The sequence below is a fragment of the Ferrovum myxofaciens genome, from assembly GCF_000735045.1.
In the GTDB taxonomy this organism is placed as follows: domain Bacteria; phylum Pseudomonadota; class Gammaproteobacteria; order Burkholderiales; family Ferrovaceae; genus Ferrovum; species Ferrovum myxofaciens.
The window spans coordinates 1-19797 of the sequence record NZ_JPOQ01000079.1 but is presented as its reverse complement, the minus strand read 5'-3'; the positions used below and the strand labels follow the sequence as shown (position 1 = coordinate 19797).

Below are 19797 nucleotides of genomic sequence, written 5' to 3'. Positions count from 1 at the left end.
TACCATTTTGATGGTTATCAATTTGTCCAATCTTCGAGAAGGAGGTTGGCCACCTGACCGAAAGCCTGGTCATTGGTCACCAATATCGCGCCCTTACTGAGTGCATGCGCGGCGATCAGCAGATCAAGCGGCGCGAGTATATTGCCTTGCTCCTCCATATCGGCCCGTACCGTTCCGTAACGCTCCGAAATGGCATTGTCCCAGGGCAGCACATCGACACGCCGTAAAAATTCCCGCACAGCGGTATGGAGCCGCTTTGCCTCCGGTCGCTTCGCCAGGCCCAAAAGAAGTTCTCCCTCAGTGATGGCCGAGATGGACAGGGAAGCCATTGGCACCTCCACCATGCGACGAGCAACGGTCGGATGGGCTTTGAGCAGATGACTCACCGTGTTGGTATCGAGCATATATCGTTTCATTCGCGCCATCCCTCGAAGGGATCACGATTTTGCGTCCCCTGGTCGCGCTCCTCCGCATCGAGAAAATCAACGGGCCCGTCCACACCCTGGAGCGCAGAGAAAAAACCGTCCCAGTCCATGGGCTTGCGCGACAAGATCACATCGCCGGTTTCAGCATCTTGACGGATGAAAACTTCCTTGGTATCGAACCGATAGGCAACGGGCAAGCGTACCGCCTGGCTTCGACCGTTGAGGAACAGTTTGGCTACTTGGCTCATGGATATTCCCTTGATTACGCCGATGAATGACAAATATTATATACCCTACGAAAGAATATATCAAAGCATATACCAGGAGATACCCGCATACCCGTCCCTGAGGTTTTACGGCCCAGGCAACGGGCAGCCAATTGCACGCAAATTAATTCGTTAACTGAGAAAAAATCAGGGACTTTCAAATATTTTCATTTTATGATTGATTTTAATTTGAAAATAAAACTGATGTTCAAATAGTTTCACTTTTTTTTATATTACAGAAAAGATGTCAGGTTTTTTTACACATCAACGATATCTATAGATGGGGATAAAGTACAATCTGTTTTATACCAATGCATTAAAACTATTGGCATAGATATTGCTTATTATTTCGGCAAGTTAGCCGTAAATGCTTTTCAACCCCAATTTTCTTGAGGATTCATCATGACCCAAAAGAAACGACTTGCCACTCTGGCCTTGTGCGCCCTCTCCGTCGCGCCTCTTTCTGCGCTGGCCAATCCGATCCCGCTCAACGGTTCTTTTTCCTTCAATGGCTATGGAGTCGCATCATTTTCCCCCAATGGTGGCGGCATCGACACGGCAACTTCTGTTGTATTAGAGAACCCGATACAAGTATCCCAAGTGAATACCACAACATTTGGCAACCCAAATTATTTTGATGGTATTCTGACACCTGGATTCGGAGGAACTCTAGGATATATAGGAAACAGTGTGCCTAATGGCACTTATCCTCTTACTATCGGGAATAATAGCACCGCGATATCCAACCTTCTTGGGATCACTGCCACCAACGGAGATGCATTCTACTTCTCCGCCAGTTCAGAGAGTGTCCTCAACAGAAATTCTTCTGGCAACGTATCTTCGATGTCTGTCATCTTTCTTGGGACAATGGTGGACACCGGTAATAACATTTCACCCACATCTTCTTCCCTTGGCCTGACATTTATCGACAATGCGGGAACTTTGGGATATACCGGTGCCTTCTCAGCCCCGCCGGCCACCATCAACGTTCCCGAACCCGGCAGCCTCCTCCTTGTAGGTATTGGTGCCTTGGGTCTGGGATTATGCGCACGCAAATTCAAGCTCACAGGACGGGTATCTTCCGGCTTGCAAGACTCCATTGCCTGATTACGCCTTCTCCAGTCCACCCAAAAAATAACAAGTCCCGGGGCCAGAGTTTCTGGCCCCTCTTCAAAACTGGTACAATCAAACCATTGAATGACGGCAACTTCTGATCTGGACTATGCCGCCATCCGTTCCCAGGGCATACGACCATAGTTCCCATCCAGACCGAATGACCTTCACACCGCCAGAGCATATCCCCAAGCAACCCGTCTTCGATCTGCTCGCTTTGGCCGGGTCTTCGAAAGGAAGCCCGTCTCCGCCCAGTTTGCGGGATGCCCCGTACCAGCGCCCGGTGAACCGGGGAAGTCTGGCCATTGCCCTAGCCCTGCGCCATATCGGTCTGTCCGGTCGTAAGGAAGTTCTCGTCCCCGCCTACCATTGCGGTGCCATGATCGAACCCATTCTTGCCGAAGGCGGCATTCCGATTTTCTACCGGATTCGCGCCGATACCACCGTGGATCTGGAGGATATGGCACAGCGTCGCACCCCCGCCACCCGCGTCGTCCTGGTGCCCCATTTCTTTGGTTTCCTGCAACCCCTGCAGGCTGTTCGCGCCTGGTGCGATGCCCACGATCTAATCCTCATCGAAGATTGCGCCCATGCTTTCTTTGGCGAAACGGAGGGATGCCCGGTGGGGACCCAAGGCGACTATGCCATCGGCAGCACCTGGAAATTTTTTCCGCTCAACGAAGGGGGCTGTCTGGTTTCTTTCCGTCATCCTCTGAACACCATTAAAACCCGTGCGCCCAGTTTGTCCGAAGAATTGAAGGCGGTGGTCAATACGTTGGAATATGCCAGCACCTACGGACGACTTGGATCCTTCAACGCCTTGTTCAAAAATATTTTTCACCTCAAGGACTGGCTGGTCCAACGCCTCAGGTCAGAACCGCCTTCCCTCGCTCCGCCCCACAAATCTGGAGACGCTCCGACTCCGGAAGATTTCGTTCCCGCCCCCTTTCATTCGGGCTTCGATCCCAAACGCACCACCCTTTCCGGTTCTCTCTGGGCACGCTGGGTCACTGAAAAATCTTCCCTTTCCTTCATCGTCGAAAAAAGACGGGAAAATTATCAAACTCTTCTGGAAGCCAGTGTCAATCTTCCCGGCTGTCATCCCTTGTTCCCTCATCTTCCCGAAGGGATCGTCCCCCATGTCTTTCCCCTGGTCATGGATCAGCCCCTGGCCGTATTTGGAAAACTCAAGTTTGCCGGGGTCCCGATCATACGCTTTGGTGAATTTTTATGGGATAAAATGGAAAAGGGCACCTGCCCTATCAGTGAAGATTATTCGCGCCGCATTTTTCAATTCCCTTGCCACCAAAGCCTGCAAAAACATGAACTGAACTGGATGATTCAGGTCTTGTCTGCCGTCCTCACCGGCTCCGGTTCCCTTCCCTCACACCCGGATCAACACGCCCCATGAATTCCTGGACCCTCTACCCCGCTTCCCGTTTCGGCGAGTTCCAGAACGCTTGGCAACACCTGAACCAGGAAGGAAAAAATTCCGCCTTGCTGGATCCCGCCTTTCTTGCTCCGGCGCTGCAACTGTTTGGCACCGGAAAGGAACAGTTGGCCATTCTCGGCGGCTCCACCCCCAGCGCCATGGCGCTGCTGCGCCCCACAGGCGTGCGGGGCTGGGAAACCTTTCAACCCTCCCAATGCCCGCTGGGATTCTGGGTATGTCATCCTTCACTCCCCTGGCAAGCCGTGTTCCCCTCCTTGCTTCAATCACTCCCCGGTTTTCCTGTGGTGGTGGGAATCACCCAGCAAGACCCGGACATTTTTCCCCGCCCCTCCACCTCTCGTACCCTCAAAACCCTGGACTATATCCAGACGGCACGCATCACCTTGCAAGGCACCTTTGATGCCTACTGGCAGGCACGGGGCAAGAACCTGCGCGCCAACATGAAAAAACAACGCAATTCGTTGACCAAACTGGGATTGACCCCCCGCCTGGAAATCCTGACCCAAGCGCAGGACATGGATCAGGCGGTGAGGGATTTTGGACAACTTGAGAGTACGGGGTGGAAAAATGATCAGGGTACGGCCATTCACAGGGAAAACCCGCAGGGACAGTTTTATACCCGGATTCTCGAAAATTTTTGCGCCCAGGGTAAGGGAAGGGTTTATCGCTACTGGTTTGATGATGTGGTCACGGCCATGGATCTCTGCATCGCAGATGAATCCTCCCTCATCATCCTCAAGACGGCCTATAACGAGCAGGCCAGTCACGGAACCTCGCCCGCCTTTCTGATGCATCAGGAATCCTTCCAACACCTCTTTGAAGAGAACACCCTCAGCCGGATAGAATTTTATGGCAAGGTTCTGGAGTGGCACACCCGCTGGACCGATGAAATCCGCACCCTCTACCATGTCAACGGGTACCGTTGGGGGTTTCTTCCCGGACTGTTGGGAAAAGCCTGATCTTTCACCCTCTAACCGTCCTTCAATCCCTTGATCTCCTCCATCGATCTTGCCAGCCAACTCAGCGCCCTGACGGTTTTTGCGCTGCTGGGGCTGTACCTGCTCAGCCGTAAAAACGCCAATTCCATCCGTACAGCCCTGGCTCTGGCCTGCCTGGCCAACAGTGGCTGGGCACTGATGCTCGTGCTTTTCCCCCTGCGCTACACGCTTCCTTTGCCGACCGACCTGGCGGAATTTCTTCGGGATTATTTCTGGATGGCCTTTCTTCTGAAGGCCATGATGACCCCTGGCAGCCCCACCCCTGCGCTGCTCGGCTCCCTCCGCCGCCTGCTCCAGATCCTGCTGGCCATGGCTCTGATCACACTCCTCTATGATCAATGGAGCGGGGCCAATGCACTCCACACAATGCCCAAGTCCGATCTGGTACTGCATGTTGCGCTGTCCATCTTCGGCATGGTGCTGGTGGAGCAATATTTCAGAAACACCCCCGTCCATGCCCGTTGGGGCGTCAAATTCATGTGCCTGGCTTTGGGGACATTATTTGTCTATGACTTTTTGCTCTATGCAGAAGGCCTACTGTTTTCCCATGTCAGAGGCACGCTGTGGATCGCCCGGGGTTTCATCAACGCCTTGACAGCCCCCCTGGTCCTGATTTCCATACTGCGTAATCGGGAATGGGCCAAGCAACTTCATGTTTCCCGGCATCTGGTGTTCCATTCCGTCAGTTTATTGGGTTCCGGTCTGTATTTGCTGTTCATGGCAGCGGCCGGGTACTACCTGCGCTCCGTAGGCGGGGACTGGGGGCCGGTGTTGCAGTTTACTTTCCTGGCAGCGGCATCCCTGCTTTTGTTGACCGTCTTATTTTCAGGGAAGATTCGCTCAAAGTTCAAGGTATGGATCAATAAACATTTTTTCAGTTATCAGTATGACTATCGTGAAGAATGGATGAAGTTCACCCGTACGCTGCTCAGTTCAGATTCGCCGGGAAAAATTTACGAGGCGGCCATCGTTGCGCTGGGAACCTTGGTGGAATGCCAGAAAGGAGCCTTGTGGATGGAGAGCGAACTGGGAAAGAATTATGAATGCGTGGCCGCCCTGGGAATAGAGATGGCACCCCGCCCCTTGCCGCCGGATTCTTCCCTGATCCAGTTTCTGTCCCGTTCCCGCTGGGTCATCAATCTGGACGAGTATCAGCCAAAGACGCCGCCCTATCCGGATTTGGTGATTCCTGACTGGCTCTCAAACATAGAGAATGCCTGGTTGATCGTCCCCCTCATGCTCTACAACCAACTGATCGGCTTCATCCTGCTGGCCCAGCCCTTGAGCAAGATCGAATTCAACTGGGAAGTGAGCGACCTGCTCAAGGCAGCGGGTCACCAACTGGCCAACAGCCTGGCCCAGCAACGGGCCAGCGAAGCCTTGTTGGTGGCCCGCCAGTTCGAATCGTTTCATCGAATGTCGGCCTTCATCGTGCACGATCTGAAAAATTTGATCGCCCAGTTGAGCCTGCTTCTGGAAAATGCAGAGAAACACAAACACAATCCCGAATTTCAGGAAGACGTGCTCTTCACCATCGACAATTCCGTCACCAAAATGAACCAGTTATTGCTGCGCCTGAGAGGAGCCTCTACCGGTCAGGAACATCATTCCCTCGATCTTCATCAACGGGTACGTGCAGCCCTGCTCAGCAAATCCAAATTCAAACCCGTGCCTTCCCTGACCGTACGAAAAAACGCCCGGATCAGTGCGGACCCGGAGCGTCTGGAGCGAGTCATCGGACACATCATTCAAAATGCCTGCGAAGCCACACCCTACGAGGGTCATGTGGAAATTCTGCTGGATTCCAGTGCAACGGAGGCCATTCTCGAAATTCGGGACAGCGGTAAAGGGATGGCGGAAGACTTCATCAAGGAACGATTGTTTCGTCCTTTTGATTCCACCAAAACCTCCGGCATGGGCATCGGTGCCTATGAATGTCGTACCTACATGGAAGAACTGGGGGGGAGTGTGACCGTCTCCAGCATTGTGGGGCAGGGAACCCTCTTTCGACTGACTTTTCCCTTACCGACGATGCTCAACGAATCTTGTACTGATGCATCAAACCATACAGCGTAGGACGGGAAACGCCCAGCAGTGCGGCAGCTTGAAGGATATTTCCCTCAGTTTGCGCCATGGCATCAAGAATGGCCTTACGCTCGGCCTCTTCCCGAACCTGCCGTAAATTCAACGGAGCAGGGGTTTCCGCACCGCCTTCTTCCGTCACGTCCAGGCCCAGATCCGGAGTCCCGACATAGGGTCCTTCGGCCATGACGCTGACCCGTTTGATCACGTTTTCCAGTTCCCGCACGTTGCCGGGCCAGGCGTAATGCGTCAAGGTTGCCATCGCTTCGGGCTTGAACCCGCGCAGAGATCGTCCCTGACTGGCTGCATATTTTTCGAGAAACACATTGGCCAGCAGCGCAATGTCCCCCGGGCGCATCCTGAGGGGCGGCACCTTGAGCACAATTTCACTCAGCCGGTAATACAGATCCTCACGAAAACGTCCCTGTTTGATCAATTCGGCAAGATTTTGATGAGTGGCGCAGACCACCCGCACGTTAACCGGAATCTCGGCTCTTCCCCCAAGCCGCTCGATCACCCGTTCCTGGAGAAAGCGAAGCAATTTTGCCTGCAGAGACAGGGGAAGATCCCCAATTTCATCCAGAAAAAGGGTGCCTCCCTGAGCATATTCGATACGCCCGATCGTTTGTTTGGAGGCGCCGGTAAATGCCCCTTTTTCGTATCCGAACAGTTCGCTTTCCAGCAAATTTTCAGGGATGGCGGCGCAATTGATGGCCACCAGACGTTGTTCTGATCGTGGACTCAAATGATGGGTGGCGCGGGCAAAGAGTTCCTTGCCGGTTCCGCTTTCCCCGTTAACCAAAACCGTGACTTCCGAAGTGGCGACCCGTTTGACGGTTTTGCACAATTGCTGCATCACTGGATCGTGGGTCACTATCCCCTGCAGCGGAGTGGAGGTCTGCAAGGTTTTCAGGGAAGAATTTTCCGCTTCCAGACGATGCAAGGCAAAGGCACGCTCCAGAATCAGTGCCAGCACCTGGGGCTCAAAGGGTTTTTGACAGAAATCATAGGCGCCCAACGCCACGGCCCGAACCGCATTTTCCCGGTCCGTATTTCCCGTCAATACGATGACTTTGGTCATGGGCATCAAGGCCAACAATTCTTCCAGTGTTTTCAGCCCCTCACTCACACCCTCCGCATCGGGAGGAAGCCCTAGATCCAGCAATACCACCTTCGGCTCAAAACGCCGCAAACAGGCGATGGCATCGGACCGACACCCGGCCATTTGCAGGGAAAATCCCTCCAGTTGCCAGCGCAACTGTTTCTGAAGCCCAACATCATCCTCCACCAGTAACAGCGTTTCCAAACCACACTCCTCATCAGGGGTTGATTCCCGCAGACCTCAATAATTGCACGATATATTCACCCGGAATGGCATAGGCAATCCCCGAGGGATCAGAGATCAAGGATTCCTTGGTGCTTTTCACCATCACCAGATTGAGCAAACCGATCACCTGCCCGGTTTGCGCCTCATACAAGGGACTGCCACTGTTACCCGGATAGGCCGTGGCATCCAGTTGAAAAACCAGATAGGGGGTGGGCATCTGCCGGATGGCGCGCCCGGTCAAATCGGTGGAATGGGCCATGGGCATCACAATGGGCGTCAATGCCGAGAGAGTAGCCCGGTGCGTCACCGGGTAAAATCCCAGCACATACCCCAAGGGAAACCCCGTAAACGCTAAGGCATCTCCCTCTCGAAGGCGGGTGGAATCTCCCATATGCAGGGGCTTGAGATTCAACCCCGCAGCATGCAACAACACCAGATCATGGACGGGATCGCTTGCACTGATTTCCGCCACTGTGGTCCGAAGATGGCGGGCACTTCCCGAATACACCGCCAAGGTCTGTTTTGTTTCATAGTCCAGCGGGAGGGAAGTCACATGGGCGGCGGTCACCACATAATTGCCGTCCCCCACCACAAACCCCGTACCCAGAAAAGTCGGGGGAGTTCCCGGCATCGGGTCCGTTGTCCCCACCGCCACGATGGAGGGCTTGACCTGAGCCACGATATCCGAAAAACCGGAGGCCCACACCTTGTCCCAAGACCCCGCCAACCCTACCCAACCTAACAGACCAAAGATCAGCAGGTACGGAATCCGGTTTTTTTGTTCAAAAATCACGATTATTCCCTTCAGAGTAAACAGGGGAGGTATAATTTTTCTTCCAGTGTGCTGGTGATCATAACCCACAAACTCAAAAATATGCCCGAATTTTTTCATGATCTTCTCTTCGAAACTGCCCATCGTGCCCCCCGGCGTGAGGCTTTGGTCCATCGGGAAACTCGTCTGAATTATGAAGAACTGGCGGGGGAAGTTTACCAAATCACGGCCCGTCTGCTCCAACTGGGCCTGCAACGACTGGATCGAGTGGCAGTCTATCTGGAAAAGCGTCCGGAAACCATCAGTTCCTTTTTTTCCATCAGCCATGCCGGCGCAGTTTTCGTGCCCATCAACCCCATTCTGAAACCCGATCAGATTGCCCATATCCTCAACGATTGCCAGGTACGATTTCTCATCACTTCGTCCCCCAGACTGGAAGCCCTGGGGGAAGTTCTGGCCCAGTGCCCGGCCCTGTCTGCAACGATTTTAGTGGACCCCTTCCAGCCACCGGCCATAACCCACACACCCTGCCATCCATGGAAGATCAGCCCACCCCCCCCTGCCATGCCTCTCCATCGAACCATTCCGACAGACATGGCCGCCATCCTGTATACCTCGGGAAGCACAGGCAAACCCAAGGGGGTGGTGCTGTCACACCTCAATCTGGTTACAGGGGCCAAGAGCGTGGCCCAATACCTGAATCTCACCCAGGAAGACCGCCTGCTGAGTGTGTTGCCCCTCAGTTTCGATTACGGTTTGAATCAAATCACAACCGCTTTCCTGAGCGGTGCCTGTGCCGTTCTGTTGAACCATCTGCTCCCTCTGGATATCATCAAGGAAATTCGGCGGGAATCCATTACCGGTCTGGCAGCCGTCCCGCCGCTCTGGATCCAGCTGTCCTCTCTCACCTGGCCCGATCCTCCCTCCTGTTCCCTGCGCTATTACACCAACTCGGGGGGTGCCATGCCCGAGCGCACTCTGGAACTCTTGCGCTCCAAACTTCCAGGGGCTCGTCCTTACCTCATGTACGGTTTGACTGAGGCGTTTCGTTCGACTTATTTACCCCCGGAAGAAGTGGATCGCCGTCCCGGCTCCATCGGCAAGGCGATTCCCTACGCGGAAATCCTGGTGGTCCGTGAAGACGGGACCCCGTGCGTCGCCCATGAGCCAGGAGAACTGGTACACCGCGGTCCTTTGGTTGCTCTGGGGTACTGGAATGATCTGGAAAAAACCGCAGAACGATTCAAACCCGCGCCTTCCCTGCCCGCCCAACTTATGCTGACGGAGATTGCAGTCTGGTCCGGGGATACCGTCAAACGGGATGAAGACGGTTTTCTGTATTTCGTGGGCCGGCGCGACGAAATGATCAAAACTTCCGGTTACCGGGTCAGCCCCACAGAAATCGAGGAAGTGGTTTATGCCACCGGACTGGTGGACGAGGTCATTGCCGTGGGTCTGCCTGACCCTGTCCTGGGACAAAGCATTGCTTTGGTGGCAACCCCTCCGAAGGGTGCAGAGGCCCCTTTGAACGATGCAGAAATTCTGCGGGCCTGTCAACGGACCCTCCCTGCGTTCATGGTGCCCCAGCGCATTGCCTGTTGCCCGGAAAGCCCCATGCCCAGAAACAACAATGGAAAAATAGACCGGAAACGGGTCATCGCCCTTTACCTGAACCACCCTGCCCTCTAATCCGGTCATCAGGGCGTCATAAAGAGGGTTGATGATGGAACCTCATTCTCGGATCGGTACATGGATCACCTGTTCCGGTGATATCGGGATTTATTGAACCGCGCTAGAATCCGACCATTGTTTGTTTCGTCAAGGCTAAGGACTAAATTTGTTACAGCGTCTGTACGATACTGAACAGACGGTCCTTGGGTTTCACTCCAAAATCGGCGACCCATTTGGAAGTTTTCTGGTCCAGTGGCTTGCAGGTTATTACTAAATTCCAGACTTACCAAGAATTAAAGTCATCTCACAAACCATGATCCGATTTTTCAGGCATTACATTTCGAGTTCCGCCCTCCTTCAGATCCTTGGAGATGCCTGTTTCTTTTTCTGTGCGGTGTATGTCGCGCCTCATTTGGTTGGAACTCATTATTTCCATGTTCACGACACGGAAGGCCTGATGGCACGCGGCTTTATCTTCGCCGCCGTCATGGTGTCCAGCATGACGGCGGGGGGTCTTTACGAGTCCTGGGTGTGGGAAGGGGGGTTGTTTGGCCTCCTCAAACGCATTCTGCTGGCCATCTCCATCGGCATCGTGGTCATGCTGTTCCTGTTTTATGCCTTCCCCAACCTGTTCATCGACCACTGGGTTCTGGCCGTCTCCCTCGTCCTGTCCGCCACCATCATTACCACTCAACGGATCGTTGCGCTTTACTGGATGGGACTGAAAAAGATGCGCAAAAACATCCTGGTCCTGGGGACCAGCGCCCGGGCTGCCAAGATCGAGCATCTGTATCATGAAAACGATCGACAACTGGCCCACCGGATCAACATCATCGGGTATCTTCCCTATGGAAATATTGCCCATCACCATGTCGCAATCCAGAGAATCATTCCCCTGTCCGAAGACCTGATCGCTTTGGCCGAAAAATATCAAGCCAAGGAAATTGTGGTGGCCGTACGCGACCGGCGGGGCAATTTACCCATGGACGAGTTGTTTCGCTGTCGCTTGAAAGGCATCAAGGTCACCGAAATCTCGGCCTTTTTTGAAAGGGAAGTGGGTGCATTGCAACTGGATTCGGTGAACACCAGTTGGTTGCTGTATTCAGATGGTTTTCAGCATGGTCTGATCGTCAAAAGAATGTTCGATATCTTTATTTCATTGATCCTTCTGGTCCTCACCTTGCCACTCATGCTGATCGCGGCACTGCTCGTGGCTCTGGAGGGCAGAGGTTCCATCATTTACACCCAGGAACGGGTGGGCCTGTTCGGGCATCCCTTCACGATCTACAAGTTCAGAAGCATGCGCAAGGATGCCGAAAAAACAGGGCAGGCCGTTTGGGCTTCGGTCAATGATACCCGGATTACCCACTTCGGGGCCATCATGAGAAAATTCCGTATCGACGAACTTCCTCAGATATTCAACGTGTTGCGTGGCGACATGAGTTTCGTGGGACCACGTCCGGAACGCCCCTCCTTCGTGCAGGAATTCAATGGGGAATTCCCTCTCTACCAGCACCGGCATAACCTGAAACCCGGAATCACCGGTTGGGCACAGGTTTGCTATCCTTATGGGTCTTCCAAACAGGATACGCTGGAAAAACTCCAGTATGACCTGTATTATGTCAAGAACCACAGCATTTTTCTTGACATCATGATTCTCATGAAGACGGTTCAAACGGTTTTATGGGGTAAAGGCGCTCGCTAGTTCGTCGATCCACTTGAAGATACAGATTTATTTTAGGGGAAAATTGCTGTGAACATAAACCAAAGACTGCGTCAATTTTTCGGTTCTTTCAAAATCCCAGGACTGGCGCTCTGTGGTCTGTTTGTGGTTGCCTGCTCCACCACTCGCCCCCCCGCCCCCACCAACATCACCGAACCGGACCATTATCATTACATCATCGGTCCCGGGGATACGGTCAAGATCATGGTATGGCATAACACCGAACTGTCTCAAGCCATCCCGGTTCGCCCCGATGGAAAAATTTCCACCCCGCTGGCTGAAGACATGCAGGCCGCCGGAAAAACTCCGACCCATCTGGCCCGTGACCTGGAAGTGACGCTGGCCAAGTATATTCAAAGTCCCGTGGTTACGGTTATCGTGGAAAAATTCGTGGGACCCTATAACCAGCAGATTCGCGTGATCGGCCAGGCCACCAAGCCCCAGACCCTCCAGTACAACGAACACATGACGCTCATGGATGTCATGATTGCCGTGGGGGGGATCACGGATTTCGCCGCGGGCAATCGTGCCACCATTCTGCGCACGGTCAACGGCAAACAGGAACAATACCGCGTCAAGCTCCAGAACCTGATGCGCGATGGAGACATCAGTGCCAACGTTCCCATGCTGCCGGGGGATGTGCTCATCATCCCGGAAAGTTTCTTTTAATGAATCAGATGGGATAACCCAAAAAACACTCTACCCGTGCATTCACCCCAACCCTTTCTCATCATGAATACCTCTTTACGAGGCCAATGAACATGCACGATCTGCTCGATCAACTTTCCGGTTACTTCTCCGATATTCGGAGCCGACCCTGGCACGTCATTCTGACGGCCTGGTGTGTGGCCTGTATCGGCTGGATTGGCATGCTCAACATACCAGACCGCTACCAGGCTGCGGCCCGTGTGTATGTGGACAGTCAGTCGCTCCTGCGCCCCCTGCTCTCAGGGATCACCGTTCAACCCAATATCAATGAGCAGGTGACGATCATGGCAAATACCCTGATCAGTCGCCCCAATCTGGAAAAAGTGGCACGCATGACGGATATGGACCTGCTCGCCAAGACCCCAGCACAAATGGAGAGGGTCATTGCCGATTTAAACAAGAACCTCACCCTGAAAAGTACGGGCTATGGTGATTTGTACACCATAGCCTACGAAAACCGGAATCCGACCCTGGCCCGCAAGGTGGTTCAGGCCTTGCTCACCATTTTCGTGGAAAATGGGCTGGGCAACAACCGGAAGGACATCACCTCTTCCCAAAAATTCATTGAAGAGCAGCTCAAGGACTACGAAATCAAACTTGAAACCGCCGAAAATGACCTGAAGAATTTCAAAATCAAGAATGCGGGATTGATGCCTGGAGAAATGGGACAGGATTATTTTTCAAAAATTTCGGACATGCAGGATCAGATGCGTCAAACCGAAATGGAACTCCACGAAGCAGAAAATCGGCGCGACTCCTACAAACGCCAACTGTCTGGAGAGGATCCCACCTTGCTCACCGATGCCATCTCTTCTTCCAATACGCCGGAAATCGATGCGCGCATCGAGAGTCTCAAAAAGAATCTCGATACGCTCAGACTGAAATATACCGACCAATACCCCGATATCGTTGCCACCAAAAACCTGATCAATGAACTGGAAGCCTCGAAGAAAAAAGAATCCAAATCCCGCAAACCTCTGTCCGGTTCCGGACCGAGCACGCTGTATCAGCAATTGAATGTTTCCCTGGTGGAAGCCACGGCGCAGGCCGAAGCGCTGAAGGGCAAGCTGGATGCCTACCACAGCCAGTACGCACAGTTGCGCGGTCAGGCCAACCGGATCCCGGAAGTGGAATCCGAATACGCCCAACTGACCCGGAACTACGATATCTACAAGAAGAACTATGAAACCCTGCTGTCGCGGGGAGAATCTGCAAAATTATCAGGGGAAATGCAGAACAAGACGGACATCGTGGATTTCAAGGTCATCGATCCCCCGCGCGTTCCCTTGACTCCTTCCTTTCCAAACCGCCCTCTGCTGGCGTCCATTATCCTGCTGGGTGCATTGGTTTGTGGCTTGGCCCTGGCCTTCCTGATCGGTCAGTTGAAACCCCTGGTGCGCTCCAAAAAGAGTATCGAAGCCATCACGAATTTCCCCTTGCTGGGGATCATCACCCTGATTGAAAACGCTCAGTCCCGAACCCTGAAACACCGGAGCAGGATTTTTCAGGGGATTAGTCTGGGCGGATTATTTGTGATTTACGCGGGAATCATGACCAAATATCTGATGAGTGCTGCGCAATGAGTATCATCGAAAAAGCCGCCAGCAAACTGGGACAACGGGCCACGGTCATTTCTTCCCCGGAGACGAAGGTCCCCGAACTGCTCCAGGAACCGTCCTCCGTCTCGACGGATGAGGCGCAACCGCCGCTACTTCCTTCCGGAAATCCGTTTCCCGAAATTTCTGCAGAACAAAAAACAGCGGAAACCAGCGCCACCCTGTTTTCAAAAATTGACCTGGAACACCTGCGTCAACTGAATATTGTCACTGCAGCGGGGGAATATTCGTTGACGGCAGAGGAATTTCGCATGATCAAGCGTCCGCTCCTCAATAATGCCTTCAGTGGCGAGAAGAAATTAAAGAACAGCAATCTGATCATGGTCACCAGCGCCTTGCCCGGCGATGGAAAATCCTTCTGCGCCCTCAACCTGGCCATCAGCATTGCCATGGAAATGGACCGTACCGTATTGCTGGTGAATGCAGATGTCTCCAAACCCAGTCAACTGAAGTTATTGGGCATAGAGGCGGAGTTGGGCCTGCTCGACCTGATTCAGAATCCTGAACTGTCGCTTTCGAAAGTCCTGATCAAGACCTCCATTGCCAATCTCACCCTGCTTCCCGCCGGAAAACCCACCCGCAACGCCACCGAACTGCTGGCCAGTGAAGCCATGGCCCACCTGCTGGACGATCTGGCAGGACGCTACCCCGACCGGCTGATTCTGTTTGATTCCCCCCCGTTGCTGGTCACCACGGAATCCAGTGTGTTATCCACCCACATGGGCCAGGTGGTCATGGTGGTGGATGCCGCCTCCACCACCCAACCGACGCTCAAATCTGCGTTGACTCTGGTGCAACATTGTGGCTATGTGGGCTTGATCATCAACCGCGCATCCCAGCATCTTTCCCTTGGGGCCTATGGTTATGGCTACGGCTATGGATACGGTTATGGTCAGCAGGCGTAGTCCAGTCCGTCGCGCCGGTTTCCTGCTCCTCCTGACGGCCATCAAGTCAGGCGCTGCGCATGCAGACACCCTGACCATCACCCCCCGTTTCAGCACCTCGGAAACCTACACGGACAACTTGACTCTGGCCCCCAGCAACGAAGCCACCCCCGGGTTCATCACCCAGTTGACCCCCGGCATCAATATCAAGGACAACGGCAGTCAATTGAAATTGAACATCGATTACTCCCTGCTGGACATGATCTACAACAATTATGGCTGGGAACATACCTATTACAACCAGTTGAACGCCACGGGTGACCTGGAACTGATCAAGAAAACCTTCTTTATCGATGCTTCTTCCACCATCAGTCAACAACCCCTGTCGCTCTTTGGGCCCGTGAGCGCCAACGGGGCCAATCTGACCGGGAACGTGGCCAATGTCACCACCGAGACCATCAGCCCCACCCTGGTGCACAACTTCGATGAGGAATTCATTGCCCAAGCCAAGCTGACCCGTAGCCTCATGAATTTCAGTGCGGCAGGACCAGCGGTTTATGGGGGAGCGGGGGGCTTCAGTCCCTATCAAGTAGGACTCACTCCGGGGTATGACTTTTCCGGCAGTTCCAACATTGCCGACATGTATGTCACCAATGGCGCCGAATTCACCAATTTTTTGTGGAAACTGGATTACAACAATAATCAGACCGTCTTTACGGGATACCCCAACTCCACGATTTCCCTGCTGACGGCGGACCTGGGGTATCTGATCACCCCGCGCTTCAAACTCACCTCGGAGGTCGGCTATGAAAACGACAATTTTGTCTATTTCGGCCCCCGTCCCCAAGGTCTTTTCTGGAATGTGGGCTATGGCTGGAGCCCCTCCCAGCGCACCCATCTGGACATGAGTGCGGGCGAACGGTTTTATGGCCGGACTTATCTGCTGAACCTGAGCCACCGCATGCGTCATGTCATGATTCAAGCCGGGTACAATCAGTCGGTCATGTCCAGTATGGGGGAGCAATATCTGCCTCCTGCCACCGCCCTGGATCAGTTGTTGCTCACCCAGATCACCGATCCGGCCCAGCGCCAACAGACCATCCAGCAAATCCTGTCGGCTTTGGGTCCCCAGTCTTCCCTGTTCGGCATGAATGTCATCACCAATGAGATTTTTCTGAGCAAAACTTTCCAGTCCAGTGTCGGCGTGACCACGACCCGAAACACAGTATTGTTCACCTTATTTGATAGCCAGACGCTTCCATTGCAGCAACCCGGTGCCTCTTCCCTCAATAACCCCTTCCTGCAGTTCCAGAATTATCTGGCCTTTGGCACGTTCTATACTTCTGGAGCGACCCTGACCTGGTCCAATCAGTTGACTCCCGTCATGACAGCCACCTTTTCCGACACCTATTCCCGTATGTCCATGGCCAATCTGGCGGGACAGGAAACCACCGACCTGCTGCTGATAGGGGTCTCGGACAAACTCACCGAAAAGGTAACCAGTTCTCTGACCTACCGCCATCAGTACATGAATGGAGGAGTCGTAGGAGGATACAATTTCATGGAAAACGCCTTGATTGCGGGGTTGAATTTTATTTTTTGACCCCCTTCCCCCTTTTTCTGTCGCCCGATCACGAATCCCGGAACGCCACGCCATGTACACCTCGTTTTATCACCTGACGTCCAAGCCCTTTCAACTGAGCCCCGATCCCGGTTTCTTTTTCGCCAGCAGCGGGCATAAGCGCGCCATGTCCTATCTCAACTATGGTTTGTCTCTGGGAGAAGGGTTTATCGTCATCACCGGCGAAGTGGGTGCGGGTAAAACCTTGCTGGTCAGAAAACTCTTTGAAACCATCGGGCAGGACAGCATCATCAGCACCCATCTGGTGAGTACGCACCTGGATGCCGATGATATTTTGAGGACGATTTCGGGCGGCTTCGGATTGCCCCACGAATCCCTGTCCAAAGCCGTTCTGCTCAACAACCTGCAAATGTTTTTCAGACAGTCGGTTCGGCAAAAAAAACGGGTGCTGATCATCGTCGATGAAGCCCAAAATCTCACACCCAAAGCCGTGGAAGAGTTGCGGATGCTCTCCAATTACCAACTGGACAATCAATCCCTGCTGCAGAGTTTCCTGATCGGTCAACCCGAATTCAGAAATACCCTGCAAAGCCCGCAAATGGTTCAACTTAACCAGCGGGTCATCGCGTCCTACCATTTGGGTCCCTTGAAGGAAGAAGAAACCCGGGAATATATCGAACATCGCCTGCATCTGTCGGGCTGGGCCCATGACCCCACCTTCACCCCCGACGCCTTTTCCCTGATACACGAATTCACCGGCGGAATACCCAGAAAGATCAATACGTTGTGTGACAGAATCCTGGTGTTCGGGATGCTCGAGGAAAAACATCAGATCTGCGTTGAAGATGTGGATGAGGTCATTCAGGACCTGCGCCAGGAAGTCACCCATTCCCATGATCCTTTGCCCGAATCCCATCTGACCCCACTGGCCGGCGGTATCCCCGATTCCCTGGCGCAGGCTTTTCTGTCCGCCTTCGAATCCCGTCTGGACCGACTGGAAGCCACCCAGAATGCGTTGATGCTGATGACGAACACAATCAATAAAAATGTTTCCACCCTGATGAGGTCCATGTTCAGCGCCTCATCCTCCAATGAGATCATCGACCAACATGACCAGTGATACCTCTCTCCCCCTGATTCTGTGTATTGTGGGCGCACGCCCCAATTTCATGAAAATCGCCCCGATTTTAAGCGCGCTGCGCGCCAAACATTCGGGATTGCGCGCACAACTGGTCCACACGGGACAGCATTACGATGAAGCCATGTACCAGCAACTTTTTTCCGATCTGGGCATTCCGCCTCCGGATATCGATCTGGAAGTGGGATCAGGAACCCACGCCGTCCAAACCGCCAGAATCATGGAACGGTTCGAGCCAATTCTGGATGCCTCGAAGCCTTCAGCCATTCTGGTGGTGGGAGATGTGAACTCCACCATTGCCTGCGCCCTGGTCGCCGTCAAGAAACAGATCCCCGTCATCCATGTGGAAGCGGGGTTGCGCAGTTTTGATCGGGCCATGCCCGAAGAGATCAACCGGATCCTGACCGACCAGATTTCAGATTTTCTCTTCACCACCGAACTTCAGGCCAAGGACAACCTGATACGGGAAGGCATCGATGGAGAGAAAATCCATTTTGTCGGCAATGTAATGATCGATACCCTGCATCAGAATCTTTCCCGCGCCATTCCTGCCGCCACGACCTTTTCCCGAAATGGACTGTCGGCGGTTTTCTCGGGCGATCCTCAGTCCTTTGGGGTATTGACCCTGCATCGTCCCTCCAACGTGGATGACCCGGCGATTCTGCGGAATCTTCTGGAAACGCTGGAAGAAGTCTCCCGCCAGATTCCCCTCGCCTTCCCCCTGCATCCGCGCACCCGCCAAAAAATTCACGAATTCCAATTGACGGATTTCCTGAATCTTCCCACCCTGGCGATCCTCCCTCCCCTGGGCTATTTGCCCCTGCTGGGACTCATGAAGGATGCCCGACTTTTTCTGACGGATTCGGGGGGCATCCAGGAAGAAACCACTGCCCTGGGAATCCCCTGTGTGACCTTGCGGGAAAATACCGAGCGTCCCATTACGGTGGATCAAGGCAGCAATACCATCGTGGGTCAGGATCGCACACGCATCCTGAACACCGTCCAGAACATTCTGGATGGTCATGGAAAAGCCGGACGGATTCCGGACTTTTGGGATGGACAGGCAGCCCGGCGCATCGTCGCGCAGTTGCGCGCCGTCTTCAATCCTCATTTCGTTGCGCCGGGAATCTAGCCCCATGGCCCGCCTCAATGCCATGACCATCGATGTGGAAGACTATTTTCAGGTGTCGGCCTTCGCGCCCTACATTCGCCGCGAAGATTGGCCCCACCTGCCCTGCCGCATCGAACGGAACATGGAAACCATCCTATCCCTGCTGGATCAGCATGGGGCCCATGCCACCTTCTTTACCCTGGGTTGGATTGCGGAGCGGTATCCGGACCTCGTCCGTTCGATCCTGGCAGGGGGACATGAACTGGCCAGCCATGGCTACGATCACTACCGCGCCAATGAGCAATCTCCCCAGGAATTCCGCGCCGACATACGACACAGCAAGCAATTACTGGAGGACCTGGGCGGACAACGGATCCGCGGATATCGGGCCCCCAGTTTCTCCATAGGTGCCCGTAACCTGTGGGCTCTGGACATTCTGCACGAGGAAGGGTACGACTACAGTTCCAGCATCTACCCGATCCAGCATGATCATTATGGCATGCCCGATTGCCCCCGTTTCCGCTTCCATCCCCGGGGTCATACCGGCATTCTGGAAATCCCCCCCACCACCGCCAAACTGGGGGGGCGTCACCTCCCGGCAGCGGGCGGGGGATATTTCCGCCTCATGCCCTATCCCCTGTCCCGTTGGCTGCTGCAACGCATCAACCGGGTGGAGGGAGAATCCTGCATGTTCTATTTCCATCCCTGGGAAATCGATCCCCATCAACCCCGTCCCGCCGGGGTGAATCTCAAAAGCCGCTTTCGTCACTATGTCAATCTGGCACGGATGAAGGGGAAAATTTCTTGCCTATCCGGTTGTTTCCCACGCCGGATGATGCTATGATTTTTACCCATGACAATGGACATCCATCAACGTGACGATCTGCCGTTCCCGCACTCGCTGCCGGAATTCCAGCGGCTTTTTCCA

The 19797-nt window shown here is 53.8% G+C and carries 17 protein-coding genes; 13 read left to right on the top strand and 4 right to left on the bottom strand.

What is annotated here, in order from left to right; genetic code table 11:
* Nucleotides 1-17: 17 nt before the first annotated feature.
* Nucleotides 18-416 carry a type II toxin-antitoxin system VapC family toxin gene (locus tag IV91_RS0110055; protein WP_031598032.1) on the bottom strand — a complete coding sequence of 133 codons (399 nt, stop codon included), beginning with the start codon at nt 414-416 and terminating at the stop codon, nt 18-20.
* Entirely contained in the window at nt 413-673 is a 261-nt protein-coding gene (locus IV91_RS0110050; protein ID WP_031598031.1) for an antitoxin, read from the bottom strand. Before IV91_RS0110050 ends, IV91_RS0110055 begins: the two co-directional genes overlap by 4 nt.
* A 420-nt stretch (nt 674-1093) precedes the next feature.
* Here IV91_RS0110050 and IV91_RS0110040 point away from each other — a divergent pair, with 420 nt between their 5' ends.
* The 4 genes from IV91_RS0110040 (at nt 1094) to prsK (ending at nt 6331) form a co-directional block, all read left to right on the top strand.
* The gene (locus IV91_RS0110040; RefSeq protein ID WP_031598030.1) at nt 1094-1798 is read left to right on the top strand and encodes a PEP-CTERM sorting domain-containing protein; all 705 of its coding nucleotides are present in this window, start codon (nt 1094-1096) and stop codon (nt 1796-1798) included.
* Nucleotides 1799-1964: 166 nt separating this feature from the next.
* Complete coding sequence (locus tag IV91_RS0110035) at nt 1965-3215, top strand: DegT/DnrJ/EryC1/StrS family aminotransferase (RefSeq protein WP_051862508.1); 1251 nt, start codon at nt 1965-1967, stop codon at nt 3213-3215.
* A complete protein-coding gene (locus IV91_RS0110030) occupies nt 3212-4216 on the top strand; it encodes a GNAT family N-acetyltransferase (RefSeq protein ID WP_035417717.1) in 1005 nt (334 codons plus the stop codon). Before IV91_RS0110035 ends, IV91_RS0110030 begins: the two co-directional genes overlap by 4 nt.
* Nucleotides 4217-4246: 30 nt before the next feature.
* A complete protein-coding gene (gene prsK / locus IV91_RS0110025; RefSeq protein WP_031598027.1) occupies nt 4247-6331 on the top strand; it encodes an XrtA/PEP-CTERM system histidine kinase PrsK in 2085 nt (694 codons plus the stop codon).
* Here prsK and prsR read toward each other — a convergent pair.
* Together prsR and IV91_RS0110015 are read right to left on the bottom strand one after the other, a co-directional pair.
* Nucleotides 6291-7643, bottom strand: coding sequence for a PEP-CTERM-box response regulator transcription factor (prsR, locus tag IV91_RS0110020; RefSeq protein ID WP_031598026.1), 1353 nt, complete (start codon nt 7641-7643; stop codon nt 6291-6293). The genes prsK and prsR overlap by 41 nt on opposite strands.
* Before the next feature lie 13 nt (nt 7644-7656).
* On the bottom strand, nt 7657-8457 hold the full coding sequence (locus IV91_RS0110015; RefSeq protein ID WP_051862507.1) for a S1 family peptidase: 801 nt from the start codon (nt 8455-8457) through the stop codon (nt 7657-7659).
* An 81-nt stretch (nt 8458-8538) separates the two neighbouring features.
* Between IV91_RS0110015 and IV91_RS0110010 the strand changes: the two genes are divergently transcribed.
* The 9 genes from IV91_RS0110010 to IV91_RS0109970 all read left to right on the top strand — a co-directional run bounded on the left by IV91_RS0110010 (nt 8539) and on the right by IV91_RS0109970 (nt 19713).
* A complete protein-coding gene (locus IV91_RS0110010; protein ID WP_031598024.1) occupies nt 8539-10125 on the top strand; it encodes an acyl-CoA ligase (AMP-forming), exosortase A system-associated in 1587 nt (528 codons plus the stop codon).
* 295 nt (nt 10126-10420) lie between these two features.
* Nucleotides 10421-11812: a TIGR03013 family XrtA/PEP-CTERM system glycosyltransferase gene (locus IV91_RS0110005; RefSeq protein ID WP_031598023.1), complete on the top strand. Its 1392-nt coding sequence runs from the start codon at nt 10421-10423 to the stop codon at nt 11810-11812.
* Between the two features lie 54 nt (nt 11813-11866).
* Nucleotides 11867-12499, top strand: coding sequence for an XrtA/PEP-CTERM system exopolysaccharide export protein (locus IV91_RS15865; RefSeq protein ID WP_150112449.1), 633 nt, complete (start codon nt 11867-11869; stop codon nt 12497-12499).
* A gap of 92 nt (nt 12500-12591) precedes the next feature.
* Complete coding sequence (locus tag IV91_RS0109995) at nt 12592-14121, top strand: XrtA system polysaccharide chain length determinant (RefSeq protein WP_031598017.1); 1530 nt, start codon at nt 12592-12594, stop codon at nt 14119-14121.
* Nucleotides 14118-15059, top strand: a complete 942-nt coding sequence (locus tag IV91_RS0109990) for an XrtA-associated tyrosine autokinase (RefSeq protein ID WP_031598015.1) — start codon at nt 14118-14120, stop codon at nt 15057-15059. The genes IV91_RS0109995 and IV91_RS0109990 overlap by 4 nt, the downstream gene beginning before the upstream one ends.
* Complete coding sequence (locus tag IV91_RS0109985) at nt 15043-16641, top strand: TIGR03016 family PEP-CTERM system-associated outer membrane protein (protein WP_031598013.1); 1599 nt, start codon at nt 15043-15045, stop codon at nt 16639-16641. The genes IV91_RS0109990 and IV91_RS0109985 overlap by 17 nt, the downstream gene beginning before the upstream one ends.
* Before the next feature lie 52 nt (nt 16642-16693).
* Nucleotides 16694-17740 (top strand): XrtA/PEP-CTERM system-associated ATPase, encoded by a 1047-nt coding sequence (locus IV91_RS0109980; protein WP_082783212.1) that lies wholly within the window; start codon nt 16694-16696, stop codon nt 17738-17740.
* Nucleotides 17730-18890: a non-hydrolyzing UDP-N-acetylglucosamine 2-epimerase gene (wecB, locus tag IV91_RS0109975; RefSeq protein WP_035417713.1), complete on the top strand. Its 1161-nt coding sequence runs from the start codon at nt 17730-17732 to the stop codon at nt 18888-18890. Before IV91_RS0109980 ends, wecB begins: the two co-directional genes overlap by 11 nt.
* Before the next feature lie 4 nt (nt 18891-18894).
* On the top strand, nt 18895-19713 hold the full coding sequence (locus tag IV91_RS0109970) for an XrtA system polysaccharide deacetylase (RefSeq protein WP_031598010.1): 819 nt from the start codon (nt 18895-18897) through the stop codon (nt 19711-19713).
* Nucleotides 19714-19797: the final 84 nt, after the last annotated feature.